The organism is Capnocytophaga sp. H2931 (assembly GCF_002302535.1).
GTDB lineage: Bacteria > Bacteroidota > Bacteroidia > Flavobacteriales > Flavobacteriaceae > Capnocytophaga > Capnocytophaga canis.
The window spans coordinates 1992712-2017857 of the sequence record NZ_CP022381.1; the positions used below are offsets into that span (position 1 = coordinate 1992712).

Annotated in this window: 26 protein-coding genes; 13 read left to right on the forward strand and 13 right to left on the reverse strand. The window is 34.6% G+C overall.

Going from position 1 to position 25146, the window contains the following annotated elements; all coding sequences use genetic code 11:
* Positions 1-52: 52 nt before the first annotated feature.
* From CGC52_RS08480 to CGC52_RS08500, 5 genes are all read right to left on the reverse strand, one after another.
* Positions 53-802, reverse strand: a complete 750-nt coding sequence (locus CGC52_RS08480; protein WP_042010227.1) for a uroporphyrinogen-III synthase — start codon at positions 800-802, stop codon at positions 53-55.
* Between the two features lie 66 nt (positions 803-868).
* Positions 869-1528: a DUF4271 domain-containing protein gene (locus CGC52_RS08485; protein WP_095894098.1), complete on the reverse strand. Its 660-nt coding sequence runs from the start codon at positions 1526-1528 to the stop codon at positions 869-871.
* A gap of 13 nt (positions 1529-1541) precedes the next feature.
* Positions 1542-1919, reverse strand: coding sequence for a DUF4296 domain-containing protein (locus CGC52_RS08490; protein WP_042010233.1), 378 nt, complete (start codon positions 1917-1919; stop codon positions 1542-1544).
* A gap of 3 nt (positions 1920-1922) precedes the next feature.
* Entirely contained in the window at positions 1923-3260 is a 1338-nt protein-coding gene (locus CGC52_RS08495; protein WP_095894099.1) for a dihydroorotase, read from the reverse strand.
* Positions 3261-3443: 183 nt separating this feature from the next.
* Complete coding sequence (locus CGC52_RS08500; protein WP_042010239.1) at positions 3444-4436, reverse strand: DUF4837 family protein; 993 nt, start codon at positions 4434-4436, stop codon at positions 3444-3446.
* Between the two features lie 144 nt (positions 4437-4580).
* Between CGC52_RS08500 and CGC52_RS08505 the strand changes: the two genes are divergently transcribed.
* The 8 genes from CGC52_RS08505 (at position 4581) to CGC52_RS08540 (ending at position 11433) form a co-directional block, all read left to right on the forward strand.
* Complete coding sequence (locus tag CGC52_RS08505; RefSeq protein WP_095894100.1) at positions 4581-5351, forward strand: alpha/beta fold hydrolase; 771 nt, start codon at positions 4581-4583, stop codon at positions 5349-5351.
* A 45-nt stretch (positions 5352-5396) separates the two neighbouring features.
* Positions 5397-7094 (forward strand): lysine--tRNA ligase, encoded by a 1698-nt coding sequence (gene lysS, locus CGC52_RS08510; RefSeq protein ID WP_095894101.1) that lies wholly within the window; start codon positions 5397-5399, stop codon positions 7092-7094.
* 189 nt (positions 7095-7283) lie between these two features.
* A complete protein-coding gene (locus CGC52_RS08515; protein ID WP_157909131.1) occupies positions 7284-7862 on the forward strand; it encodes a 6-bladed beta-propeller in 579 nt (192 codons plus the stop codon).
* A gap of 11 nt (positions 7863-7873) precedes the next feature.
* A complete protein-coding gene (locus tag CGC52_RS08520) occupies positions 7874-8317 on the forward strand; it encodes a hypothetical protein (RefSeq protein WP_157909132.1) in 444 nt (147 codons plus the stop codon).
* 383 nt (positions 8318-8700) lie between these two features.
* Positions 8701-9984: a citrate synthase gene (locus CGC52_RS08525; protein ID WP_095894104.1), complete on the forward strand. Its 1284-nt coding sequence runs from the start codon at positions 8701-8703 to the stop codon at positions 9982-9984.
* Positions 9985-10195: 211 nt separating this feature from the next.
* A complete protein-coding gene (locus CGC52_RS08530) occupies positions 10196-10735 on the forward strand; it encodes a hypothetical protein (RefSeq protein ID WP_042010253.1) in 540 nt (179 codons plus the stop codon).
* A 4-nt stretch (positions 10736-10739) separates the two neighbouring features.
* Positions 10740-11219, forward strand: a complete 480-nt coding sequence (locus CGC52_RS08535) for a DUF2975 domain-containing protein (RefSeq protein ID WP_095894105.1) — start codon at positions 10740-10742, stop codon at positions 11217-11219.
* Positions 11220-11223: 4 nt separating this feature from the next.
* Complete coding sequence (locus CGC52_RS08540; RefSeq protein ID WP_042010260.1) at positions 11224-11433, forward strand: helix-turn-helix transcriptional regulator; 210 nt, start codon at positions 11224-11226, stop codon at positions 11431-11433.
* A gap of 123 nt (positions 11434-11556) precedes the next feature.
* Here CGC52_RS08540 and CGC52_RS08545 read toward each other — a convergent pair whose 3' ends face one another.
* The 8 genes from CGC52_RS08545 to hemA form a co-directional block, all read right to left on the reverse strand.
* Positions 11557-13986, reverse strand: a complete 2430-nt coding sequence (locus CGC52_RS08545; protein ID WP_095894106.1) for a YfhO family protein — start codon at positions 13984-13986, stop codon at positions 11557-11559.
* Positions 13987-13998: 12 nt separating this feature from the next.
* Positions 13999-14385, reverse strand: coding sequence for a DUF423 domain-containing protein (locus CGC52_RS08550; RefSeq protein WP_042010265.1), 387 nt, complete (start codon positions 14383-14385; stop codon positions 13999-14001).
* A 181-nt stretch (positions 14386-14566) separates the two neighbouring features.
* Positions 14567-14947 (reverse strand): CCC motif membrane protein, encoded by a 381-nt coding sequence (locus tag CGC52_RS08555; protein WP_052458244.1) that lies wholly within the window; start codon positions 14945-14947, stop codon positions 14567-14569.
* Between the two features lie 68 nt (positions 14948-15015).
* Positions 15016-15573: an aminodeoxychorismate/anthranilate synthase component II gene (locus CGC52_RS08560; RefSeq protein WP_095894107.1), complete on the reverse strand. Its 558-nt coding sequence runs from the start codon at positions 15571-15573 to the stop codon at positions 15016-15018.
* A gap of 15 nt (positions 15574-15588) precedes the next feature.
* Positions 15589-16917 (reverse strand): dGTP triphosphohydrolase, encoded by a 1329-nt coding sequence (gene dgt, locus CGC52_RS08565; protein ID WP_095894108.1) that lies wholly within the window; start codon positions 16915-16917, stop codon positions 15589-15591.
* Between the two features lie 23 nt (positions 16918-16940).
* Entirely contained in the window at positions 16941-17165 is a 225-nt protein-coding gene (yidD, locus tag CGC52_RS08570) for a membrane protein insertion efficiency factor YidD (protein ID WP_042345442.1), read from the reverse strand.
* A gap of 200 nt (positions 17166-17365) precedes the next feature.
* Positions 17366-18172 carry an enoyl-ACP reductase gene (locus tag CGC52_RS08575; protein ID WP_042010276.1) on the reverse strand — a complete coding sequence of 269 codons (807 nt, stop codon included), beginning with the start codon at positions 18170-18172 and terminating at the stop codon, positions 17366-17368.
* A gap of 177 nt (positions 18173-18349) precedes the next feature.
* Positions 18350-19603, reverse strand: a complete 1254-nt coding sequence (gene hemA, locus CGC52_RS08580; RefSeq protein ID WP_042010309.1) for a glutamyl-tRNA reductase — start codon at positions 19601-19603, stop codon at positions 18350-18352.
* A gap of 193 nt (positions 19604-19796) precedes the next feature.
* Between hemA and CGC52_RS08585 the strand changes: the two genes are divergently transcribed.
* The 5 genes from CGC52_RS08585 to CGC52_RS08605 all read left to right on the forward strand — a co-directional run bounded on the left by CGC52_RS08585 (position 19797) and on the right by CGC52_RS08605 (position 25138).
* Positions 19797-20699 carry an AraC family transcriptional regulator gene (locus CGC52_RS08585; protein WP_042347109.1) on the forward strand — a complete coding sequence of 301 codons (903 nt, stop codon included), beginning with the start codon at positions 19797-19799 and terminating at the stop codon, positions 20697-20699.
* Between the two features lie 556 nt (positions 20700-21255).
* Positions 21256-22206, forward strand: a complete 951-nt coding sequence (locus CGC52_RS08590) for a hypothetical protein (protein WP_095894499.1) — start codon at positions 21256-21258, stop codon at positions 22204-22206.
* Positions 22207-22218: 12 nt separating this feature from the next.
* Positions 22219-23175 (forward strand): hypothetical protein, encoded by a 957-nt coding sequence (locus CGC52_RS08595; protein WP_095894109.1) that lies wholly within the window; start codon positions 22219-22221, stop codon positions 23173-23175.
* A 12-nt stretch (positions 23176-23187) separates the two neighbouring features.
* Positions 23188-24084 (forward strand): hypothetical protein, encoded by an 897-nt coding sequence (locus tag CGC52_RS08600; RefSeq protein WP_095894110.1) that lies wholly within the window; start codon positions 23188-23190, stop codon positions 24082-24084.
* Entirely contained in the window at positions 24050-25138 is a 1089-nt protein-coding gene (locus CGC52_RS08605; protein ID WP_095894111.1) for a clostripain-related cysteine peptidase, read from the forward strand. Before CGC52_RS08600 ends, CGC52_RS08605 begins: the two co-directional genes overlap by 35 nt.
* Positions 25139-25146 lie beyond the last annotated feature (8 nt).

Consider the following 25146-nt stretch of genomic DNA (forward strand, 5'->3'; position numbering starts at 1 on the left):
AGATTCCACTATTGCCTTCAGATTATATAACTTGTATCATTGATCGCCCTAACTATTTTTTTCCATTTACTTTTGAAATATACTGCTCCAAAGCCATTGTCATTGAAGGCGTTTCAGGAGAAGGAGCCTTTATGTCGATGACCAACCCCGCCTCTTGGGCTGCTTTTAAAGTTGAATCACCATAAACGGCTATTTTTGTGTTATTCTGGGTGAAATTAGGAAAATTTTTAAACAACGATTCAATACCTGCAGGACTAAAGAAAGCCAAAATATCGTAATTAAAGTTGCTTATTCCTGATAAATCAGAATGAACAGTCCTATAAAAAATTGCTCTTTCCCATTTGATTTTCAAATCATTAAGAGCTGTGGCAAGTTCTGCCTTACAAGTATCTGAACCGGGGAATAAGAAGTTTTCCTCTTTGTATTTTTTCAAAATAGGCAACAAATCAGAAAATTCTTTCTTTCCTACATAAATTTTTCTTTTTCTGTAAGTGATGTACTTTTGCAAGTAGAATGCAATCGCTTCAGATTGACAGAAATATTTCATGGTGTCAGGTACCTTAAAACGCATTTCTTCTGCAATTCTAAAATAATGATCCACAGATTTTCTGCTGGTTAATATAATAGCAGAAAATTTTGTTAAATCTATTTTCTGTAAACGTATATCTTTAGCACTAACCCCTTCGACTTTTATGAATGGAATAAAATCAATTTTAACCCTTTGATTTTCAATAATATGAGCATACGGAGAGTTTTCTGCCTTCGGCTCTGGTTGTGAAACCAAGATACTTTTTACTTTCATAAATAATTACTGTTTGCTTTGTGCTAAATAAATCCTACGGATGTTATTAGTTCACCGAATTTGTTTCTATAAAAATCTAATCCCATAGATAAAGAAGACATACGGTGCTATTTCAAGGGTGCAAAGATACAAAATAAAATAAATAATGTAAGGTTTTATCATCTTTTGATTGGATTTTACAATCGAAATCCAACCTAATACGTTGATTATTAATAGTATGCCGAAAAGTAAATAGATGTATTTTTTTTCTAAAGACACTGCATATAGAATAAAGAATAACATTACAACCACCAAAATAGCTCCATAACTTGAATATGCTATACGACTAAACATGTACCCCTTACTAAACCCTCTCAACTCAAACACTTGAGCTATAGAAGTTTGTACAACAAGCTTTAAACCTAAAAGCAACAGAAGTAATACAGCGATGTCTAAAAATAAAAATCCAGTACTAACAGGAAACTGTAGATCATATATCTGTCCACAAACATAGAAAAATAAGCTCAACGAAAACCATTGCAAAAAAAATAAAAAAAACGTAAAAAGATGTATTTTTCGTTCTTTTTTCTCGTAAATCACAATGTACTTATCATTTAATGGTAATTTTACATATTCCGAAAAATGATTGGGATAAACCATTTTCATAAAGGCTATAACCCCAAAAACAAAGAGGAATAATGGGAAAATCCAGGATAAAAAAGGCGGAGATAATAGATGACTTTCCAAGGTTCTGTATTTTTTAGTCTACTTCTAAAGGTGTGACTGATGTTGCATCAATTTCTGGAATGATGCTATCTCGTTCTCGTTTCAATCGTAACTCAACATTTTTGATTATTGTATCATATTTTTGAGGAAAAGAAGCATAATATTCCATATTTTGAGCTAAAATTAAACTATCAATTTCATATTTTTTGTATATCAATTCCTGAAAAGAGATATTTAATGTGTCCATCATTGTGTAATCTGTACTTTTTATAGCGTCTAAAAGGATTAAATCATACATCAAATTCTGCATTTCTCTTTCCGAAAGAAATTTTTGAGGCTTTTTTACAATATTTTCACCACATGACAGCACCGAAAAACATAGAATAATCAAAATATATAATCTTATTTTCATAGCTTATCTATTAAAAGTAACGCGTTTTCCTGCCGCCTCTCCAATAATAATTCCATCATTGTATACCATTTTTCCATTAACGAATGTGGTTGTGATTTTTGATTTGAACACAGAATCTGTAAAAGGAGACCATCCACATTTGTACAAAATATTCTCTGTGGTCACTTTCCACGGACTATTCAAATCAACTAAAACTAAATCAGCATAATACCCTTCACGAATAAACCCTCTATCCTTCACTTCAAATAAAATTGCGGGATTGTGGCACATTTTTTCAACTATTTTCTGAATTGAGATACGTCCTTTATGATGTTGCTCAAGCATTGCTACTAACGAATGTTGCACCAAAGGGCCTCCCGAGGGAATTTTATGATATTCTTGATTTTGCTTTTCTTCGAGTGTATGAGGAGCATGATCGGTAGCAATTACATCCAGACGGTCGTCTAACAAGGCTTCCCACAAGCTCTCACGATCATTAGCCGTTTTGACCGCTGGATTCCATTTAATGAGGCTTCCCTTTTGATCGTAATCAGCATCGGAAAACCACAAATGATGTACACATACTTCCGCAGTTATCTTTTTATCTTTCAAAGGAATGTCATTTCTAAAAAGCTCTGTTTCTTGAGCTGTTGAAAGATGAAAAACGTGTAATCTCGCTCCTGTTTTTTGAGCTAAGGAAACAGCTTTAGACGAAGATAAATAACAAGCTTCATGGCTTCGAATTAAAGGATGAATTTGCATAGGTATTTGATAACCAAACTGTTGAGAGTAACGCTCCATGTTGTGCCGGATGGTTTGCTCATCCTCACAATGGGTAGCTATAACCATATCCACATTCGAAAAAATACGTTCAATAGTTTGCTCATTATCTACCAACATGTTCCCTGTGGAAGAGCCTAAAAATAGTTTAATACCCACACAAGCCTTGCGATCTAATCGCTTTAGTTCCTCTAAATTATCATTCGTTCCACCAAGAAAAAACGAAAAATTAGCGAAAGAAGTTTTCGATGCAATTTCAAATTTTTCTTCCAAAAGATCAATAGTTGTGGTTTGGGGAACAGTGTTGGGTTGTTCAAAAAAAGTAGTTACTCCTCCCGCAACAGCCGCTGCACTTTCGGAAGCTATATTGGCTTTGTGCGTCAACCCAGGTTCTCTAAAATGAACTTGATCATCAATTACTCCTGGCAATAAGTAATGCCCTTTTCCTTCGATAACTGTGTATCCGTTTTCCGCTGTAATATTGGGTGCTATTTTGGCTATTCGTTCTCCTTCAATGAGTATATCACCTCTAATCACTTGATTCTCATTGATAATATGTACATCTTTGATAAGTGTTTTCATTTGTGTTGTAGAATTGCAAATTGTCTTGTATTCAAAATTAAACCCCAAAGATATAAGATTAATTTTAAAATACCTACTTTTAGGGATACTTTATCCATTTCAAACGCTTTTGACTGCAAAAAAGAAAACGAACAATTCCCACAAACGAAAACTATCTTTTACACCAAAAAATTAAGTGACAAATTACTTTGCAAACTCAATGGATTTTACAATAGCTTCTAATTCAAATAGATAATCTCTTTTTTCTATTCTTGGAGCTAAAATGAAGCCTTCAAGTACGACTAAACGGTTATTAGGAACATCTTCGATAATATAATTCAGGTAAGGTCCTCCTAAAAAGAAATTTTTCATTTCCCACAAACCACGGCTTTCCATAGCATTCCTGTTTTTAATTTTCATATCTGTAATGCTGGGAGCAAAGGATGTTTCGGTAATCATGTACATACCTTCTTTTCTACCTGGTATGTATCGTTCACCGATGGAATCACGCATTCTTACGATGGTTTCAGCTCGGCTATTGTCTTTTGGTATGCTATTAATAGGCATCTCATAAACAATTAAGTTGGAAGTTCCCCCCTTAATTTGACGTTCTATCCAGAAGAAATTATTTTCTTGCTTCACAATTTTGTAAACAGAGGGCATTGTGAGCGAAAAGCCTAATTTTTCCTGCAACGCCGTTTCTTTATTCAAAGATTTTTGGAATCGTGATTGAGCCTCCTTAATATCGTTATCCCTAAATTCTTCGATCATTTTGGCAAAATGCTCTTGAATCTCACAACTGATGTCTCGTTTTGTTTTACCTTTGATAACACCCACTTTTTGAGGACGTGCATACAAATTCTCTTTTACGAATGATTTATTAAGTGAATCTTGACTGATAATCAATACATTCCTACTATTTCGAGTGTTATCCGTAAAAATTTGCGGAGGAATCTGATGTAATAAAAAAATTGGTTCTTCGGTTGGAAGACCTTCTAAAGGCGAGGCAAAATATTTTCGGATAGTATCCCCCACAAAACCTTCCCAAAGCGTATTGTCAATGACTACGGCTAAAGAATTTAATTGCCCTATAGACTGTGGCAAATGCAGATTTTTAGCCGATTTTTGGTTGTTATCTGTTTCATTACAAGCTGTTAGCAAACATAAACTTATAAAAATATATATTATTTTTTTCATAAAATTAGTGGTTAATTTCCTATTATTTTTTATAGCGAAAATCGTTCCAAAAACGTTTTTTTTGTTTTTTATTTATCAATAAGTTGAATTTTCATATTTTAGAAGTATCTTTGCCGAAAGGAATATAACACACAAAATTGAGCAATGAACGTATTGCATTCACAAATCATAGGCGAAGGGAAACCGTTGTTTATTTTACACGGATTTCTTGGCATGTCGGACAATTGGCGAACTTTAGGAATCAAATATGCCGAAGCAGGGTATGAGGTACACCTTATCGACCAACGGAATCATGGACACAGTTTTCATCACCAAGAATTTAGCTATTCTATTCTAACAGAAGATTTGAAGCATTATGCCCAAGTGAAAAACATCACTCTTTTCGATTTAATTGGACACTCTATGGGAGGAAAAACAGCAATGTTATTTGCTACGGAGTATCCGAACATGGTTGATTCTGTGATTGTTGCAGATATTGCACCAAAATTTTATCCACCACATCATCAACAAATTTTACAAGGATTAGCTTCGATTGATTTTGAAGTTGTCAAATCGCGTTCGGAAGCCGACAAGCAACTATCTTTGTACGTCAGCCAAGCTGATGTAAGACAATTTTTACTAAAAAATTTATTTTGGAAAACAAAAGATCAATTGGATTTTCGCTTTAATTTAGAAGCTCTTATGGAAAATGAGTATGAAATTGGAGTTGAATTACCGAAAAATAACACTTTCGATGGGAAAATTCTATTCCTAAAAGGAGAGTTTTCGGAATATGTGATGCCAAGCGATGAACCACTGATTAAACAACATTTTCCAAATGCAAAAATTGAAATGGTTTCAAAATCAGGACACTGGCTACATGCACAAAATCCAGATGAGTTTTTCCAGAAAACGATGGCTTTTTTAAATCAATAATATGTTTATCTTCAAAGAAAATATACAACAAAATCGATTAATTATATGCAACTATCAGAACAAGAGATAATTCGTAGAGAAAAACTTGATAAATTAAAAGAATTGGGTATCAATCCGTATCCAGCGGAATTGTACCCTGTTGATACAACTTCTGCCGATGTAAAATCGGATTTTCAAGAGGGAAAGAAGGTAACTTTGGCGGGGCGACTAATGTCCGTCCGTATTCAAGGGAAAGCCTCTTTTGCTTCATTACAAGACAGCCAAGGACGCGTACAGCTCTATATCAATCGTGATGAAATTTGTCCTGACGAAGACAAAACCCTTTACAATGAAGTATTTAAAAAATTGCTCGACTTGGGTGATTTCATCGGTGTGGAAGGCGAACTTTTCCTTACACAAGTGGGTGAAAAATCAGTACGGGTAAAAAACTTCAAACTACTAAGTAAAGTACTCCGTCCGTTGCCGCTTCCTAAAACCGATGCCGATGGAAATACATTTGACGCCTTCACCGACCCCGAGCTTCGCTATCGTATGCGTTACGTGGACTTGGTGGTAAATCCGCACGTAAAAGAAGTGTTCGTCAAACGCACCAAACTTTTCAACGCGATGCGTCAGTTTTTCAACGAGCGTGGTTATATGGAAGTGGAAACCCCTGTTTTACAATCTATTCCAGGGGGTGCGGCGGCTCGTCCGTTCATCACACATCACAACTCGCTCGACATTCCGCTTTATATGCGAATCGCCAATGAATTATACCTTAAAAGGCTGATTGTAGGCGGATTTGACGGCGTGTATGAGTTCTCCAAAAACTTCCGAAACGAAGGAATGGACAGAACCCACAACCCCGAATTTACCGCTATGGAAATCTACGTGGCGTACAAGGATTATCATTGGATGATGGAATTTACCGAGCAGTTGTTAGAGCATTGTGCCATTGCCGTAAATGGCTCAACCAAAGCCACTTTCGGAAAGCACGAGATTGATTTCAAAGCTCCGTATCCGCGAGTTACGATGACCGAAGCCATTCAAAAATTCACAGGGTTTGACATCACAGGGAAAACCGAAAAAGAATTGTACGATTTCGCCCAATCCATTGGCATTGAGGTTGATGAAACGATGGGCAAAGGCAAGTTGATTGACGAGATTTTTGGTGAAAAGTGCGAAGGGAATTTCATTCAGCCGACTTTCATCACGGATTATCCGAAGGAAATGTCGCCACTGACCAAAGAACACCGCAATGACGCAAATTTGACCGAGCGTTTCGAGTTGATGGTCTGCGGAAAAGAGATTGCCAACGCTTATTCCGAGCTGAACGACCCTATCGACCAACGTGAGCGTTTCGAAGCACAGATGGCTCTTTCCGAGCGAGGCGACGATGAGGCAATGTTCATCGACCAAGACTTTTTACGAGCGTTGGAATTTGGTATGCCTCCAACATCAGGGCTTGGAATCGGAATGGACAGACTTATAATGTTCCTCACCAACAACGAAAGCATACAAGAAGTGCTTTTCTTCCCACAAATGAAGCCTGAGGCGAGAGCGACACAGACAGTAGAGTTAAACGAAGATGAAAAAATGGTATTTGAAATCCTCCAAAAAGCCGAAACACTTCCGTTGGAAGAGTTAAAAACCCAATCGGGACTATCCAATAAAAAATGGGATAAAACCATCAAAGGACTGACCAGCAAAAAGGTAGCTTCGGTTGAGAAACAAGGCGATAATTTATTGGTAAAATTAGTATAACAAAAGGGCGAAAAATCTTTCGCCCTTTTTTTAATTAGAGATTATGAGAATGCTATGTTCTCTTTTTCAAATTTAGGCGATAACTTTTTAATTTCATGGCAATAGGCATTTCAAATATTTTTATACTTTTGTTCGTAGAATAACTAAACGTTTTTTCGTATGAAACATTCTATTTTATTTTGTCTACTTATGTCTTTTTTCATTTTTGGTTGCAAAAAAAAAGAAGACAGGAAGGAGTTTTGCAAAATTCTTATTGATTTTGATAAAATTGAGAACGTTGACTTATCTCAACATATTGAAAGAAAGGTCTGTTTTGAGTTTTCAGAAGAATCGATGTTAGGAAACTTGGATGAAATTGTTTTAAATGGTCAAGGTTTTTTAATACGCTCTTTAAGTAATCTTTTTCTTTTTGACGAACAAGGGAGGTTTCTATCCCAAATAGGTTCAAAAGGAGCAGCCCCCGATGAATATAGTAATTTTAATTCTTTCTTCATAAAGGGAGATGATGTTTTTATATATGATGATCAGACAAAACGGATGATTATTTACGATTTTCAAGGTAGATACAAATCAACTATAAACTTGAGCGATAGATATGATAGTATAACTCCAAATTTTATCTATCCTTTGTCCGATGGGAAGTTTATTTCAAAAAATATGTATGGGGGTAGTCATAGAAAAACTCCTTCATATAGCATTTTAAAGGAAGATTATAGCATTGAAAAGAATATTAAAAATAGGTGGTTGGCTCATAGTTTTTTTCTCTAAATAATTTTAATGTGGGAGACGGCAAAAATATGTTGTTTTGGGAAATACTTAATGATACTATTTTTACAATCACAGAAAAACAAGAATGCTTTCCCAAATATATTGTGGATTTTCAAGAGAAATCAATTCCTTTGGATGTTAAGAAAAAAGAATTCTATGAATTGATTCAGTTTACGAATCAGCCTGAGAACATAAACAAGTATGCTTCCCTTGTGCAGAACGTTTATGAAGATTCCGATTTTTTAAGATTTACGTTTCTTTTTCAAAGAAAAATACACTACGTTAAACACGATAGGAATAATAACAAAACCAAAGTTTATTTACTGACATACGATAATCAAAATTTAGGCTCAAGAATTCTTTTTCACAAAAATCATTTGTATGTGCCTGTAAACGATTTAGATAGTATAGAGAGTAACGGTTGTTTGATATTGATAGATGAGTCTAAGTTATAAAATTAGTAGTTAGGATTTTACTTTTAGAATGTTGTATCTATGTTTCAAAAAAATAATGTTTTTTTGAATTTCGATACGTGAGGTAGAGTACCCACAAAATGTTTTGGTTTTTCTCAATATCTTTAAAAATGTTGAAGAAGTAAATTGTAAGAGTAACAGATAAACAGATGTAAAAGGTCGGGTTTTCGAAAAAAAGCGGAAAGCTATTTTTTTTATATTTTCGTTTAAAAAGGGGCTAAGAATCCGTTAATGAAACTGTCCAAAAAGTAACTGCGTTAAAAAAATGGATAAAAATTTTTGTTGATCAGAAAAGTTTTTTGTATATTAGCCACGTTTTAAGCGAAAAAACGATATTACTAAAATAAAACTTTATAATTAAACTTATGGCAGAAACAGCAAAATTAGTCTTTGACGGAAAAGAATATGAATTTCCAGTGATTACAGGAACCGAAAATGAAAAAGCAATTGACATTGAGAAATTACGTGCTTTAACAGGGTTGATTACCTTGGATTCAGGTTATAAAAATACTGGAGCTTGTAAAAGTGCAATTACTTTTTTGGATGGAGAAAAAGGGATTTTACGTTATAGAGGATATAATATTGAGGAGTTAGCTGAGAAAGCAGATTTCTTGGAAGTGGCTTATTTGCTGATTTTTGGGGATTTACCAACCAAAGCTGAGTATGAAAAATTCATCACTACCATTCATAAGTACACAATGATTCATGAGGAGATGAAAGGTATTTTAGATGGTTTCCCGAAAACAGCCCATCCAATGGGAGTGTTGTCATCGGTGATCAGTGCTTTGGTAGCTTTCAATCCTAAGGCAGTGGATGTATCTTGTGAGAAAGATGTGTACGAAGCTGTATGTAAAGTGATGGCAAAAATTCCTGTATTGGCATCGTGGGTGTATCGCAAACGAGAAGGACTTCCATTGAACTACTATAACAATGATATGGAATACATCGATAATATTCTAAATATGATGTTTGCCGTCCCAACAAATAAGTACAAAGTGAATCCAAGAGTGGCAAGTGCGTTGAATAAATTGCTAATTCTGCATGGCGATCACGAGCAAAACTGTTCAACTTCTACCGTTCGCTTGGTAGGTTCGTCTCATGCAGGTTTATTTGCTACCATTTCGTCTGGAGTTTCTGCTCTTTGGGGGCCTCTTCATGGAGGAGCCAATCAAGCTGTAGTAGAAATGTTGGAAGACATTAAAGCAGACGGTGGTGATGTGGAAAAATATATCAGAAAAGCAAAAGACAAGGACGATCCATTCCGTTTGATGGGCTTTGGACACCGAGTGTACAAAAATTTTGATCCTCGTGCTAAAATCATCAAAGCAGCTGCGGATGACGTATTGAATTCACTTGGAATTGATGACCCAATTTTTGATATTGCCAAACATTTAGAAAAAGTAGCCTTGGAGGATGAGTATTTCAAATCAAGAAACTTGTATCCAAATGTGGATTTCTATTCAGGAATTATCTACCGAGCGTTGGGAATGCATGTGGAAATGTTTACCGTTTTGTTTGCTATTGGACGTTTACCAGGTTGGATAGCTCAATGGAAAGAGATGCGTCAAGGTGGAGAGCCAATCGGAAGACCACGCCAAGTGTACGTAGGAAGTACAGAAAGACCTTTTGTTGAGATTAGCAAAAGATAATCATAGAATACATTTTATAAGAAAAGCTCCACTTCGGGGCTTTTTTTATTCTTTGCCCATAATAGCTTCAATAAGAACTCATATTTAGTCGAGGTTCCTGAAATAATCTATGCTTATTTTTTATATTTCTTAATCAAATAATATAATAAATATTTATTGTTTTTCGATAAAAATTTATTATATTTGCATCATAATTTTAAAATCAGATACAATGAAAAAGATTACATCTTCCGATTTTCAACTCATTAAATTAACTGTTTGGTTGATATTAGTGATATTTTCTTTTGATGCAATACGAATGTTGTTCGAATTCATATCTCCTTTGATTTTTTCGAGAGAGAACAACACATCAAGCTGGGGTAGAAAATTGATGTTCTTCCAAAATTACCCAATTTATTACGGAATTATTGTTTTTTTTGAGTTAATTATTGCCTTTTCAAAAATTTATATGAGTTTGATAGCGGCTAAATCTGTTTCAAAATTAAATGTGAACAACTCGTTTTTTAAAGAGAAATTGGCTGACAATTTTTTAAAAATCAGTAAAATAGCTATTTCTTTAAGTTGCTTCATATTTATTTTTCAAGCCATAAGTGATTTTATTTTTATTAACATCCCGTCATACCAAGAATTTAACCGTAGAACGGCATCGGATATGGGAATAATACTTCTTTTAGGGTCAACTATGTATGTACTTGCTTACATTTTTAAAAAAGGAACAGATTTACAAGAAGAAAACGATTTAACTATTTGATATTATGCGAAAAATATTTATTCTAAAAACTATTCTCGACTTGCTATTTATTTTATCAATTTTCGGGGTTTTGAGTTTTATTTCATTCTTTTTGGAAGAGACTATCAGAGTGAACGGTTATGATGTTACGGCTGACACATTATTCGCTAAAATTGTGCTTTGGCTTTGGTATATTGGTTATCTTTTGTTCATATATATTCTTTATCTTTTCAGAAAAACTGCATACTTATTTCTTCGAGTACGAATTTTTAACGAAAAAGTGGTTAAAAACTTGAATAAAATAGGAATTCTACTGATAATCATAACTATATGTACTGATATTTCTTTAATGATTTATAGCGTTATAGAACGCAAAAATATAGGAATCCGATTGGATACAAATCCTGTGTTGTTTAAGGTAGCTGTGGGTTTGTTATTTATGACTTTGAGTGAAGTGCTTAAAATAAGTACAAAAATGAAGGAAGAAAACGATTTAACTATTTGATATTATGCCAATTATTGTAAATTTAGATGTAATGATGGCAAAGCGAAAAATATCGTTAAATGAGCTTTCGGAAAAAGTGGGTTTAACGCTTTCCAACCTTTCCATTTTGAAAACAGGAAAAGCCAAAGCCATCCGATTTAGCACCCTTGAAGCTATTTGTAAAGCACTTGACTGCCAACCTGCTGATATTTTGGAATATAAAGAAGATGAGTAGTAATTTTAGTGGTGCTTTACTCCAAAAAAAATTGTCCGAAAAGTTGGTTCTTTTGTTATCATTTCGTTTGTTGCCTATTCGAAATGATGATGCTTAGAAAAATAACTTTTCGGACAGTTTATTCTATTTTTTGTCTGTTTTTGTACGTCTATTCTTGTAAAAAACGACTCCTGCTCCTAGCAACCACAAAATCAACAATACATTTCCAGCTAAGGTGATTTTAGTTCCAGTGGCTACTACTTGAGGTTTGAACTCAAAGGTGATAGTATGTTTTCCTGCAGGAACTTCCATTCCACGCAAAAGATAGTTCACCCTGTAGTGAGGTGCTTCTATGCCATCTAAGGTTGCAATCCAACCGTGAGGGTAGTGCATTTCGGAGAATACGGCAAACCCTTTTTGTTGATTATCAGTTTTATACTCTAATTTGTTTGGTTTGTAATTTTTCAGTACTATAGTTGCAGTACTATCCATTGTCGATGATTTGAAATTTAAATTTTCCACCTCTTTTGTCAAGACGATGGCTTCAGTTCTCGGGTTAAAATCCGAAAGCCCTTGCATGACTTCATCGTTGGTGTCTTTGGTAATTATTTTATTTACAAACCAAGCATTGCCTAAAGCGTCCTCATTCTGCATCGGTTGGAGTTGTCCATTTTCGTTACGCATAAGTATGTATTTAACATTGAGCATGTTAAGCACTTCTGTATTTCGGTTTGAAATCTGATATTCAAATAACTCTTGCAAACGTTTTGGTTTAGCGGCGTGGTATCCCCCAATAGAATGATGGAAATATGAAGTCCTTGCTCCGTTGATGCCTACTTCAGGTTCGTACACTCGGTAAACAGATTTGTCTTCTAATATCATATTATCAGCTTGTGTAGCTTCAAAGGGTTGTTTCATCCGATGTGTTGATACAAAATCTTTCTCATCTACATAACGTCTTGCTACGCCTCCTAAATCTAAAATGATGAGTAATAGTAGAGCTATTTGTACTCCCTTTTCGGATATCTTTTTGTATTGATATAAATTCAAAAACAATATAGTAAGTAACATAAAGATGGTGCTACGGAGCAAATCGCTCGTATACATGGACTGCCGATCTTCTTGAATCATCGCTACGACTTCGCGTCCGTAATATTGTTCATATAAAGTGTCGCTAACTCCTTTAAAATCAAAGAGTCCCTTGCCGAGTAGTAGTAAAATTACGATGCCAAAGGTAATACAAACGGTGTACAAAAGCGGTTTTTTATTTTCTTCAGTCGTATTTTTCAAAAATCGATACAGACCAAGCATTGCCAAAATCGGTACACACAATTCCAAAATTACTTGAATAGATGAAACTGCGCGGAATTTGTTATATAACGGGAAATAATCAATCATCACATTTGTTAAGATGTCGAAATTTTTCCCCCATGAAAGTACCAATGCCATGATACTTCCTGTTAATAGCCACCATTTTTTGTAACCTTTGACTAAAAATAAAGATAACACGAAAAAGAAAAAGATGATTACTCCTATATAGGCTGGAGCGGCAACTATGGGTTGAGTTCCCCAATATGTAGGCAATCCGTTTGTAAATTCCAATGCTTGAGTTGGAGGAACGCCTTGTTTTACCAAAAAATCGTAGGTTTTTGAATCCTTTCCGAGAGCTTCATTGTTTGAACCTCCGAACAACCTTGGAACGATAAGGTTTAGCGATTCTGCCAATCCGTAGCTGTATTCCGTAATGTAGTCTTTTGATAATCCGCTATTTAATTTATTAGTTCCGTCTGGAGAAATCGTTAGTTCCGATTTGCCACGTGTACTCCACTGTGTGTATTCTTGAGTTGCTAAAAGCGATGTAGCGTTGGTGAATACACTCAAAATAACAGCTCCAACGAGTGTGGCTGTAGCTTTCAAGAAATTATTTAATTCTTTGTTTTTACATGCTTTATATAGCATAAAACATCCAAAAACGAGTACTAATAACATCAGATAGTACGTCATTTGCAAGTGATTTGCATTGATTTCGAGAGCCAGAGCAAAGGCTGTTAGCAGTCCTCCCCAAAGATATTTTTTTCTGAAAACCAGTAAGATACCAGCAAGTACGGGTGCGAAATAACCTATAGCATGAGCTTTGGCATTGTGTCCCACACCGAGTATAATAATCAAGTAGGTAGAAAGTCCAAAGGCTATTGAACCTATAAAGGCAGTTCGCATATCTACTTTTAGGGTAAGCAATAAGACGTAAAGCCCAATAAAATAAAGAAATAAATAATCAGCGGGACGAGGTAGAAAGCGAATAGCTTTGTCTATTTTTTTGATAAAATCGTATGAATAATTAGCTCCCAATTGATAAGTAGGCATCCCTCCGAAAGCACTGTTTGTCCAGTAAGATTCCTCATTTTGACTTAGTCGGAAGTCGTTTCGTTCCTTCGCCATACCGGTATACTGTACTATATCGCTTTGGAAAATGGTTTTACCTTGCATTACTGGATAAAAAAAAGCCAAAGCTATAGCTATAAAAAGCACAACTGCCACCAAATGGGGCAGTGCCTTTTGAAAAATATGTTTCATCTTGAAATGTATTTAGGCTTTTGACTTGATAAAATAAGCGATTAATAATCCCCAACCTATAATCATTAGTGTACCACCGATAGGAGTAATAGGCCCTAAAAAACGCAAACTGACACCCCAATGTTCTTGAAACGATAAAAAGTAGATGCTTACAGAGAAGAAAAATGTTCCTAAAATCACTAAAATGGAAGTCCATTTTTCTAAAGAAGATTCAAACTTTAAGAAGAATCCAATGATGAGTAACAATAAAGCCGAATACATTTGATATTTCACACCTACTTCAAAACTTGCTAATCGTTCAACGGACAGGATTTTTTTGAAAGCGTGTGCCCCAAAAGCTCCTAAAATGATAGAGGTGATTCCGTATATACCTCCCCAGAGTAATGTAAATGTTTTCATTTTTAATAAATATTTATCGAAGGAATCTAAGAATTTTCTCAGAAATACGATGTTTTACGTATAATTTTTAACTTTTTTGTACCAGTCTCAATGTGACTAAAGAAAGCTCTATGCAAGGTTTACGAGTGTTTTCTCAGTTTAACTGCATAAGCCTTTTTGCTTAGAATAGTAATTTTAAAAACTAATCAAAATGATTATAAGGCATTTCTTCAGTCATTTGTTCAATTCCTTCCAATCCCACGATAGCAATTAGGTAGATAGATAATAAGACCATCAACACGCTGATTATTACACTGATATATGCAACAGTCCTTGCTGTTTTTAAATTATCAATGCCTAAGTACATTTCGGGATTGCTATTGTATTGATTGATTCTTGTACTTGCTATTAATACAGCAATAACGGCAGGAATCAAACCCACGCCACAGCAAAAAGAGAAAACGATTCCGATAATCGCCAATACATACACAACCGTAGCGCTGATAGGTTGTTTAAGTTCTGAACGCTGATCGAATATGGGGTTCTTGTTATAATTGAATGTTGGATTCTGATTTGTATCCATAAATAAAACATTTAGAGTTAAAAACCACGCAAATGTAAGTATTTTTACGCTTATAGGCAAGAGATGTTTTAATTTTCAATCCAATTTTTCAGTATCGTTTTACCGAAGGGAGTAAGAATTGATTCAGGGTGATATTGTACCCCTCGAATGTCATATTCTTTATGACGGAGCGACATGATATATCCATTTTCATCAACAGAAGTTACGGATAGTGAATCAGATACGGATGAAACTACCCATGAATGATAGCGACCCACTGTGAACTGTTTAGGCATATTTTTGAACAAGAGATCTTCCTCTATGACAGTTACTTGAGAGGTTACTCCATGGAAAACCTTAGGAAGATTCATCAGTGTTCCTCCAAAAACCTCGCCGATAGCCTGTTGCCCCAAACAGATTCCAAATATACTTTTTGAAGGAGCATATTTTTCAATGATAACTTTCATTAACCCTGCCTCGTCTGGGATGCCTGGGCCAGGAGATAGTAGGATTTTGTGGAAATCAGCTACCTCTGTTAAAGATATTTCATCGTTGCGTTTTACAACTACTTCGCACCCTAAATCTTCAAGATAGTGTACTAAATTAAAAACAAAACTGTCGTAATTGTCGATTACTAATACTTTCATAAAGACATGTGCTTATTATCCCCTAATTTTTGAATGCAACTCCACAGCTTTGGAATCGGTAAGACTTGCTACATAGCAGGTAACTCCCATAACTCGGTTGTACAGTGAAGAATCTTTTTTATAAGTTTCGGGAATTATTTTCAAGATAAGTTCATCAAATGTATTTTTTTTGCCATTGAAATCATTTAAAGTTGCTGTGAAAAAGATTTCAAGCAGGTCTTGAAGTATGGTGTAACCCGAAATTTCTTTTTCGATAACTTCTTTAGAATGGTAAACATGTGAAATACTGATGTTTATAATGTCTTCAATTTGAGATTTAAACACACTTTTGCTGAGCAATGAACTGTGAAATTCTCCCGCTAAGATTGTTTTTTCATTTTCGATGAATATGTTAGTTGCCTCGTGAATCAAGGTTCCAATAGCTATAGCACGTAAATAAGCGATACGCTCTTCTCGTGTACATAATTTGCTGTATTTTTGGGTGTTGATTCGCTCATTGATTAACTTTCCGAGGTATTCCAAGGCTAAATCTTCGGGGATAAGTCCCAAATTGATGCCGTCTTCAAAATCTATGATGGTGTAGCAAATATCATCGGCAGCTTCAACCAGAAAGGCTAACGGATGTCGTGCATATCTAAGTGTGTAATCATCTGAATTTGAGCGCATTTTTAGTTCGTTTGCGACTTCTTTAAAAAAAGCACTTTCCGACTGAAAAACACTGTATTTTTTGTCTTCAATGTTCTTTGTAGGACGTACAGGTAACGATTCTTTTGGATATTTTAGAAAAGCCCCTAAGGTGGCATACGACAAACGCAATCCTCCTTCAACTCCTGGGCGTGATTCATTCAGAATGCGGAATCCATTGGCGTTCCCTTCGAAGCTACAAAGGTCTTGATACTCTTTTCCCGAGAGTAAATGCTTGATAGTAGCTCCTTTTTTATATTTGAAAAATTCCCCAATAGCTTTTTCTCCACTGTGTCCGAACGGAGGATTCCCAATGTCGTGAGCAACAGATGCAGCCGCTACAATTGCACCAAAATCATTGGCCAAATAACCGAGTTCTTGCATGTGAGGTAATCTATTAAGCACGTGCGTTCCGATACTACGACCTAAACTACGACCTACCACCGAAACCTCAATGCTATGTGTTAGGCGTGTGTGTACGAATCCTGTTTTTGACAGAGGAATCACTTGGGTTTTGTCCTGTAAACTGCGAAAAGCACTTGAAAAAACTACGCGATCATAGTCCACATCAAAGTTAAGGCGATTTTCATCTTGCCCTTTTCTGAGACGTTTTTTGGTATCGCCAAAGCGATTTAGTGAAAGTAAATCTTCCCAATTCATTGTTTTTGTTTTTTTATATCTGATTAAGGTACAGGGTCATAACCTTTTCCTCCCCAAGGATGGCAACTAAAAATGCGTTTTATTGCTAACCAACCTCCTTTGACTAGTCCGTGTTTTTTTAGAGCTTCGATGGTATAACTTGAACAGGTAGGTGTGTAACGACACGTAGGTGGTTTCAAGGGGGAGATGAAAATCTGGTAAAACTGAACCAACAGCACAAAAGGGAATACGATGATTTTTTTTAGCATAACACAAAAAATCTCAACTTAAATCAAGGAGAGATGTATCTTTATTTTAAAAGTATACCTCATGAAACAACAAAAACCTCGACTGTATCAAATCCACAATACAGTCGAAATTTTTATTTTATAATGTTGCTTTCCAAAAGTATAAAAGCTTATAGGTATGAGCTTGAATGTAAATCCTTTAGCGTATATTTTTTGGAAAACTAACTAAATTTTTCTATAACTTCTTGACTTACACCTGTATTAGAGAATCCCCCATCGTGGAAAAGATTTTGCATTGTAACTTTTCGTGTTAAATCAGAGAACAAACTCACAGTGTAGTCAGCACAATCTTGTGCGGTAGCGTTCCCTAATGGAGACATTTTTTCTGCATAGGCGATAAACCCATCAAAACCTTTTACTCCTTGTCCAGCTGTAGTTGGAGTTGGTGACTGTGAAATGGTGTTTACACGCACTTTTTTCTCTTTTCCGAAGAAATATCCAAAGCTACGAGCGATTGATTCCAAGTAAGCCTTGTTATCTGCCATATCATTATAGTCAGGGAATGTTCGTTGAGCCGCCATATATGATAATGCGACGATGCTTCCCCATTCGTTCATTGCATCATTTTTGTACAAAACTTGACACACTTTATGGAAAGATAATGCCGAAACATCCCAGCCCTTTTCAGTAAAGTCATAGTTTGATTCGGTGTAAGGAATGTTTTTACGAACATTGACAGACATCCCGATAGAGTGCAATACGAAATCAATTTTACCGCCTAAAATTTCCATTGATTTGGTTACCAAGTTCTGTAAATCGTCCATATTGGTAGCGTCTGCAGGGATGATTTCTGAGCCTGTTTTTTCTGCCAATTGCTTGATTTGTCCCATACGCATTGCGATTGGTGCATTCGTAAGCACGAATTTACCTCCTTCGGCGTGAACACGTTCTGCTGTTTTCCAAGCTATTGAATTTTCGTCTAATGCTCCAAAAATGATTCCTCTTTTTCCTTTTAATAAATTGTACATAACTATTTTGGTTTTATTTGGACAAAGATATGAAAAAAAATTAAGTAAGCAACAAAGCAACTAATTGATTCAAAACCCTGAAGCTTCAATAGTTAAAAGATGTTTTATAACTGATTATAGATCTGAAGAAGAAAGATCTGTTCTAATTCAGTCAAAAAGATTACGGCAAAAGATTCCTTAAACAGCTTCTACATCCAACTGAAATACTTGTTGCATCCAGCTGATGGTTTCGTCAGCTGTTTGTGAGTCTTTTAGGTGGTTTACAAATTGTGTAGTTATTTTTTGGATGATGCGATTACTGATAATTTCAGCCTGTTCTTCGTTGAAGTTGTTGATTTTTTTGCGTTGAAAATCCAATTCAGCAAGTTTTAAGCTTTCTAATTTATTTTTCAATGCTTTAATAGTAGGAGCAAACTTACGGCTATTCATCCACTCGAAAAATTCATTTTTGACCTCTTCAATAATCAGCAAAGCGTTAGGTACGGCTTCTTTACGGCGTTCCAAAGTTTCATCTGTTAATTTTGAAAGTGCATCCATGTGAACCAACGTTACGCCCGAAAGCTCTTTCACATTTTCGTTTACGTTTTTAGGGATGGACAAATCCAAAATTAAAAGTTTTTTGTTTTCTGCGATAAGTTGTTTGTGTACAGTAGGTTGTGGAGCTCCCGTAGCCACAACCAACACATCTGCATTAGCAATCTCAGAGGTCAAATCATTTTCATTTTTTACCAACACGTTGAACTTTCCAGCTACTTGTTCAGCTTTTTTTCGAGTTCTATTAATGAGAGTAATATGATTGTTTTGAGTATGCTTGATAAGGTTTTCGCAAGTGTTACGCCCAATTTTTCCTACGCCATATAGCAAGATGTTTTTTTCAGAAATGTTTGCCACATTCTGCAAGATATATTGTACTGCAGCAAACGAAACAGAGGCTGCACCTGCCGATAAATTCGTCTCGTTTTTGATGCGTTTACTGGCGTTGATAACGCTGTTAATCAAGCGTTCTAAAAAAGTACTTAACAATCCTTTTTGGCGAGAAACTGAAGAGCTTTGTTTTATCTGTCCGATGATTTCAAAGTCACCTAAAATTTGGCTATCTAGCCCAGTCCCTACTCGAAAAATATGTTGTACAGCATCCCGGTTTTTGTAAATGTATCCAATTTTTTGAAAATCGTCCACTGAACCGTTTGAAAATTCGCATAGCAATTGAATCAACTGGAAAGGATGTTCAGCATATCCATATAACTCGGTACGATTACAAGTCGATATCACTAACAACTCCTGAATGCCTTGTGCCTTAGCCTCATCTAACAAAAGTGCCTTATTTTCAGAAGATAAACTGAAAGTACCACGCATTGTAGCGTCCGCTTTTTTGTAGCTTAACCCAATGCAGTAAAAACTTTTGCTCTTTGATAAATGATATTGATTCATAAAATATTCTTCGCTAATTCTTTCGCAAAAATAATCACAACTGAAATATAAAAATAACGCTAAAAGAACTTTTTTTGTCTCTTTGAGTACGCGTTTATTTTTTTTATTGTATATTTGCAATTATTATACTGATAATGTGTATTTTAAGTAAAATGAATATACGGAAATATAGAACAAATCTAAATAAAATTACATGAAAAATTTACAATATTTTTTTTCAAAAAATACCGCAGGAAGTACTTCTGAAGTGGTGCTTATTAGCGAGGATATCATCCTTTTAAAAATAGGAAATGACACAGCTGAGCCTTTAGAAATAAAAAAAGAAATTCCTCAGAATTTTATTCAGTATCATTTCAATATCAAGGGATTAGCTCAATTTCTGTTTAATAATGGGAACTACAAGAAACCGCTACATGCGGAATGTATGTTGTTGCTTTACAATCCACAACAGGCTTTACCTCTGCATCAAATTGTCGAGCCAAAGTCACAAATTGTTTCGGTTTTTATATCAATTCAAAAGTTTCATAAGTTACTTTCCGATGAAGCCAGTTATGTGGATTTTTTAAGTCTTGAAAATAGAGACAAGAAGTATTATAAGGAAGACAAAATTGCACCCGCTATTATGGTGGTACTACATCAGATAATGAATGCTAATTTTCAGAAAAATTTACAGCCTTTTTATATGAAAGCGAAAGTGTATGAACTACTTGCGCTCTATTTTAATCGTTCCAATGAAGCTGATATTGAGCAGTGTCCGTTTTTGGCTGATGAAGAAAGTATTGCTAAAATTCATAAAGCTAAAGAGATTATTATTGGTCGTATGATTGAACCGCCTACTTTACAGGAACTTTCCAATGAAATAGGGTTGAATATTAAGAAGTTAAAGGAAGGGTTTAAGCAGATTTATGGTGATTCAGTTTACGCTTTTTTGTTCGATTATAAAATGGAAATTGCGCGAAAATTATTGGAGGGTAAAGATATGAATATCAATGAAATAAGTTCCAAAATAGGATATAGCACTCCAAGTCATTTTATTGCGGCTTTTAAAAAGAAATATGGAGTTACTCCAAAAAAATATTTATCGAATCGGGATTAATCAAGAGTTGAAAAGTGTATTTTCAGACATATTAAAAATTACAAAAAAAACTAGATTTTATATTTATTAAGATTTTATAAAAATAATTTTACTTGTAACTTATTCATTATAAAATATTTATGTTTAAGCAAGAAAGAAAAATGATATGTAAATTTGCTTATTAAAATAACTTGGCTTAGCTTTGTGACGTGTATAAATTTTTATTCTTATGAGAAGGTTATTTTTTGCCGTAGGATTTCTATCCTTGATGGCATGTCAAGAAAAGAAGTATTACTCCAAAGAGTTTTTTTAAGAAACATTTAATTACAACAAGATACTTTCTAAATGATCGGTGGAAAGTCTTTTTTTAGCTCCTAATGGTCAGTTGCATTGGACATTGGCTTATGGAGCGGTAGCAAACGGGGGTATCTTTGGAGAAATTACAAATTTCTACAAATAGATAATGAAACACTTATAAAAGATAGAAAGCGAGATATTAACGAAGAAATAAACTATACGGCTGTACAAGTGTGGAATCCTTGGTTTTTGGTTTATGACTAATTAAATGGGGGGTGTTATGAAAAAGATAATAGTGAAATTTCTACTTTTATTAAGTATTTTTGTTAGCTTTCAAGGGAGTTGTAGTAAAGTAGGTCTTGAAGTAGAAACCTCTAATAAATCCAAAACCTTGAAACATAACTACATTGTTTTAGCATCGGTAGATGGTTCGGCTGTTGAGGTTGAAGTGAGCTATTCCGTTTTTGTAGCAGGAAATTCTGAAAATATTGTGAAAATAGAAACCCTAACGACTCCTTTTGTTATTGGAGGAGAGGATGTCAAAGTTGTGTATGATAGTGTTGTCGCTGCATCAGATAAACATTTTGTTTACAACGAACTAAAAAGAAATTACACTTCCAAAGGGGCGGATTATTTGGAAATTAAAAATTTATCAAACGTAGATTTGGAATATTGTGTGGTAGGAAATCAGTCTCTAAAATATTATACTACTAAATATATTGATGAGTGGATTAATATGTCTAATAGACATTTGATTGATAAATCAAAAGTAGTGAAGTACAGTCCTACTCCCATTTATAAAGCGGTTCCTGTTTTATTTTTGCTAAAACCTGAGTTAGCCCCACAGATAGATGTTTATATTCCTAAGGCTATTGGGCGTTGTAACGGTATATCTTGTTCCACAAGTGGTATGTTTGCAAAATTAATTTCTTTAAAAGCTCCTATTTTGGGAGAAATGACAGCAACTGCACCTTTTTCTATACCTCAAATAATGGGGATATATCGTCAAGAATACACAAAAGGATATACCCTATTTCGAGATTATGACCGATACACAACTGGACAAATATCATCTGTTAATGAGAGTTTAATTAGTAGTCGCTATAATGATGTTAAGCACTACGGAGTAATCCCTTCAAATCAAACACTTGCCAATTCGGGGCAAATATGGTTTATAAATACGCATCAAGGTTTTTATGGAAATAAAATGTTTGAAGAATATGGGGAGTAGATTTTATAGATTATGAAAAAGATAATTATTAGATGCTTAGTTCTGTTAGGCATATCGTTAAATCTTCAACTTCGTTGCACGAAGCCTGAAGTTGAAGTAGAAAGCCCCAATAAATCCAAAACCTTGAAACATAACTACATTGTTTTAGCATCGGTAGATGGTTCAGCAGTTGAGGTTGAAGTGAGCTATTCCGTTTTTGTAGCAGGAAATTCTGAAAATATTGTGAAGACAGAAACCCTAACGACTCCTTTTATCATTGGAGGAGAGGATGTCAAAGTTGTGTATGACAGTTTGACCTATGAATCACATATGGGGAAAAGACATTTACACAACGAACTAAAAAGAAATTACACCCCAAAAGGAGCTGATTACTTGGAAATTAAAAATTTATCAAACGTGGATTTGGAATATTGTGTGGTAGGAAATCAGTCGTTAAAATATTATACTACTAAATATATTGATGAGTGGATTAATATGTCCAATAGACATTTGATTGATAAATCAAAAGTAGTGAAGTACAGCCCTATTCCCATTTATAAAGCGACTCCTGTTTTGTATTTGTTAAAACCTGAGTTAGCCCCACAGATAGATGTCTATGTCCCTTGGGTTATTGGGTATTGCAATGGTATATCTTGTTCCATAAGTGATATGCCAGCGAAATTAGTTTCTTTAAAAGCTCCTATTTTGGGAGAAATGACAGCAACTGCACCTTTTTCTATACCTCAAATAATGGGGATATATCGTCAAGAATACACAAATGGATATACGCTATTTGAAGATTATGACCGATACACAACTGGACAAATATCATCTGTTAATGAGAGTTTAATTAGTAGTCGCTATAATGATGTTAAGCACTACGGAGTAATCCCTTCAAATCAAACACTTGCCAATTCGGGGCAAATATGGTTTATAAATACACGTCAAGGTTTTTATGGAAGTAAAATATTTGAACAATATGGGGAGTAGATTTTATAGATTATGAAAAAGATAATAGTGAAATTTCTACTTTTATTAAGTATTTTTGTTAGCTTTCAAGGGAGTTGTAGTAAAGTAGGTCTTGAAGTAGAAACCTCTAATAAATCCAAAACCTTGAAACATAACTACATTGTTTTAGCATCGGTAGATGGTTCGGCTGTTGAGGTTGAAGTGAGCTATTCCGTTTTTGTAGCAGGAAATTCTGAAAACATTGTGAAAACAGAAACGCTAACGACTCCTTTTATCATTGGAGGAGAGGATGTCAAAGTTGTGTATGATAGTGTTGTCGCTGCATCAGATAAACATTTTGTTTACAACGAACTAAAAAGAAATTACACCCCAAAAGGAGCTGATTACTTGGAAATTAAAAATTTATCAAACGTGGATTTGGAATATTGTGTGGTAGGAAATCAACCATTAAAATATTGTACTACTGAATGTGTTGAGAGTTATGGTTTTTTTAATGCAAATCAAATAGATAAAACAAAAGTACTAAAAAGTTGTCCCATTCCAATTTATAAAGATATTCCTGTTTTATATTTGATTAAACCAGAGTTAGCACCTCAAACAGATGTGTATGTTAGAAAATCAAACCCTAAATTAGCTGAACGTGAGTCATTTAAAGCTCCTGATTTTGGAGGTGTTGTTGCTAACACTCCCTTTTCTGCCTCCCAAATAATTGATTTGTATAAACGAGAATATATTTACAAAGAAATATTATATTTTACTCATTATGCACAATATGTTGAAAAACATAGCATTGGAGGAAAACATAAAGAATTGGAACATTATGGAGTAATCCCTTCAAATCAAACACTTTCCAATTCAGGGCAAATATGGTTTATAAATACACGTCAAGGTTTTTATGGAAGTAAAATATTTGAACAATATGGGGAGTAGATTTTATATAAAAACACTTGTGGTATTGATACAAGTGTTTGTTTTAGTGGGTTGCAATAAAGATGAAATCACAGGATTAACATCTTTACAGAAAGATAAGGCGTTGTTTGTGTATATGATAGCGGATAATGACTTGGATTTTTATGCCACCGCCAATATTAACGAAATGGAAGCATTTATAGCTAAAAATCCAGATAAAGGGAATATTTATGTCTACATTGACCGAGCCAAGAACCGGAAAACGGCTCATCCTCTACTATACCAAATTTCGGCTGACACTACCGCTCAAATCAATTCGAGAATTTTAAGAGTCTATCCCGAAAAAGATTCTTCAAATGAAGTTGTTTTTAAAGAGGTTTTAAATGAGGTAATTACTTTAACTACCGCCAAAAATGAAAAGGTTCGTGGCTTGGTACTTTGGTCACACGGTAGTGCGTGGTTGCCTAAAAGTTCTCTGTTGGCTTCAAACAGAGCCACAGCCGTAAAATCGTTTGGAGTTGACCAAACCGCGACAGAAGACACAGCGATTAATTCTGAAATGGACATCAGAAAATTAGCGAAATCATTAGTAAATTATCACTTTGATTTTTTGTTGTTTGACGCGTGTTTTATGGCATCCATAGAAGTATTTTATGAACTTAAAAATAGTTTTGATTATATCATTGCCTCGCCAACAGAGGTTTTAGCAACAGGTTTTCCTTACAAAGATATTTTAATAGATATGCTTGAAAATACAGTGAATTACAACAATATTTCTAAAAAATATGTTTCTCATTTTAAACAAAAACAAGGAATTTTACAATCTGCTGCCGTTACTACTATAAAAACAAGTGAATTAAAAAATTTTGCTTATCTTTTTAATAAATGTCTATCACAACAAACGGAAAAAATAGATACAACCAAATGGTTGCAATATGACCAAGAAGGCTCTGATTATCTGTTTGATATGGGGGATTTTTTGAACCATTTACAACCTAATCAAACGGAAATAGAACTTTCAAAACAATTTGAGAAATTAATTGTATGTTACGACCATACATCTTATTTTTTTTAATAAAATTC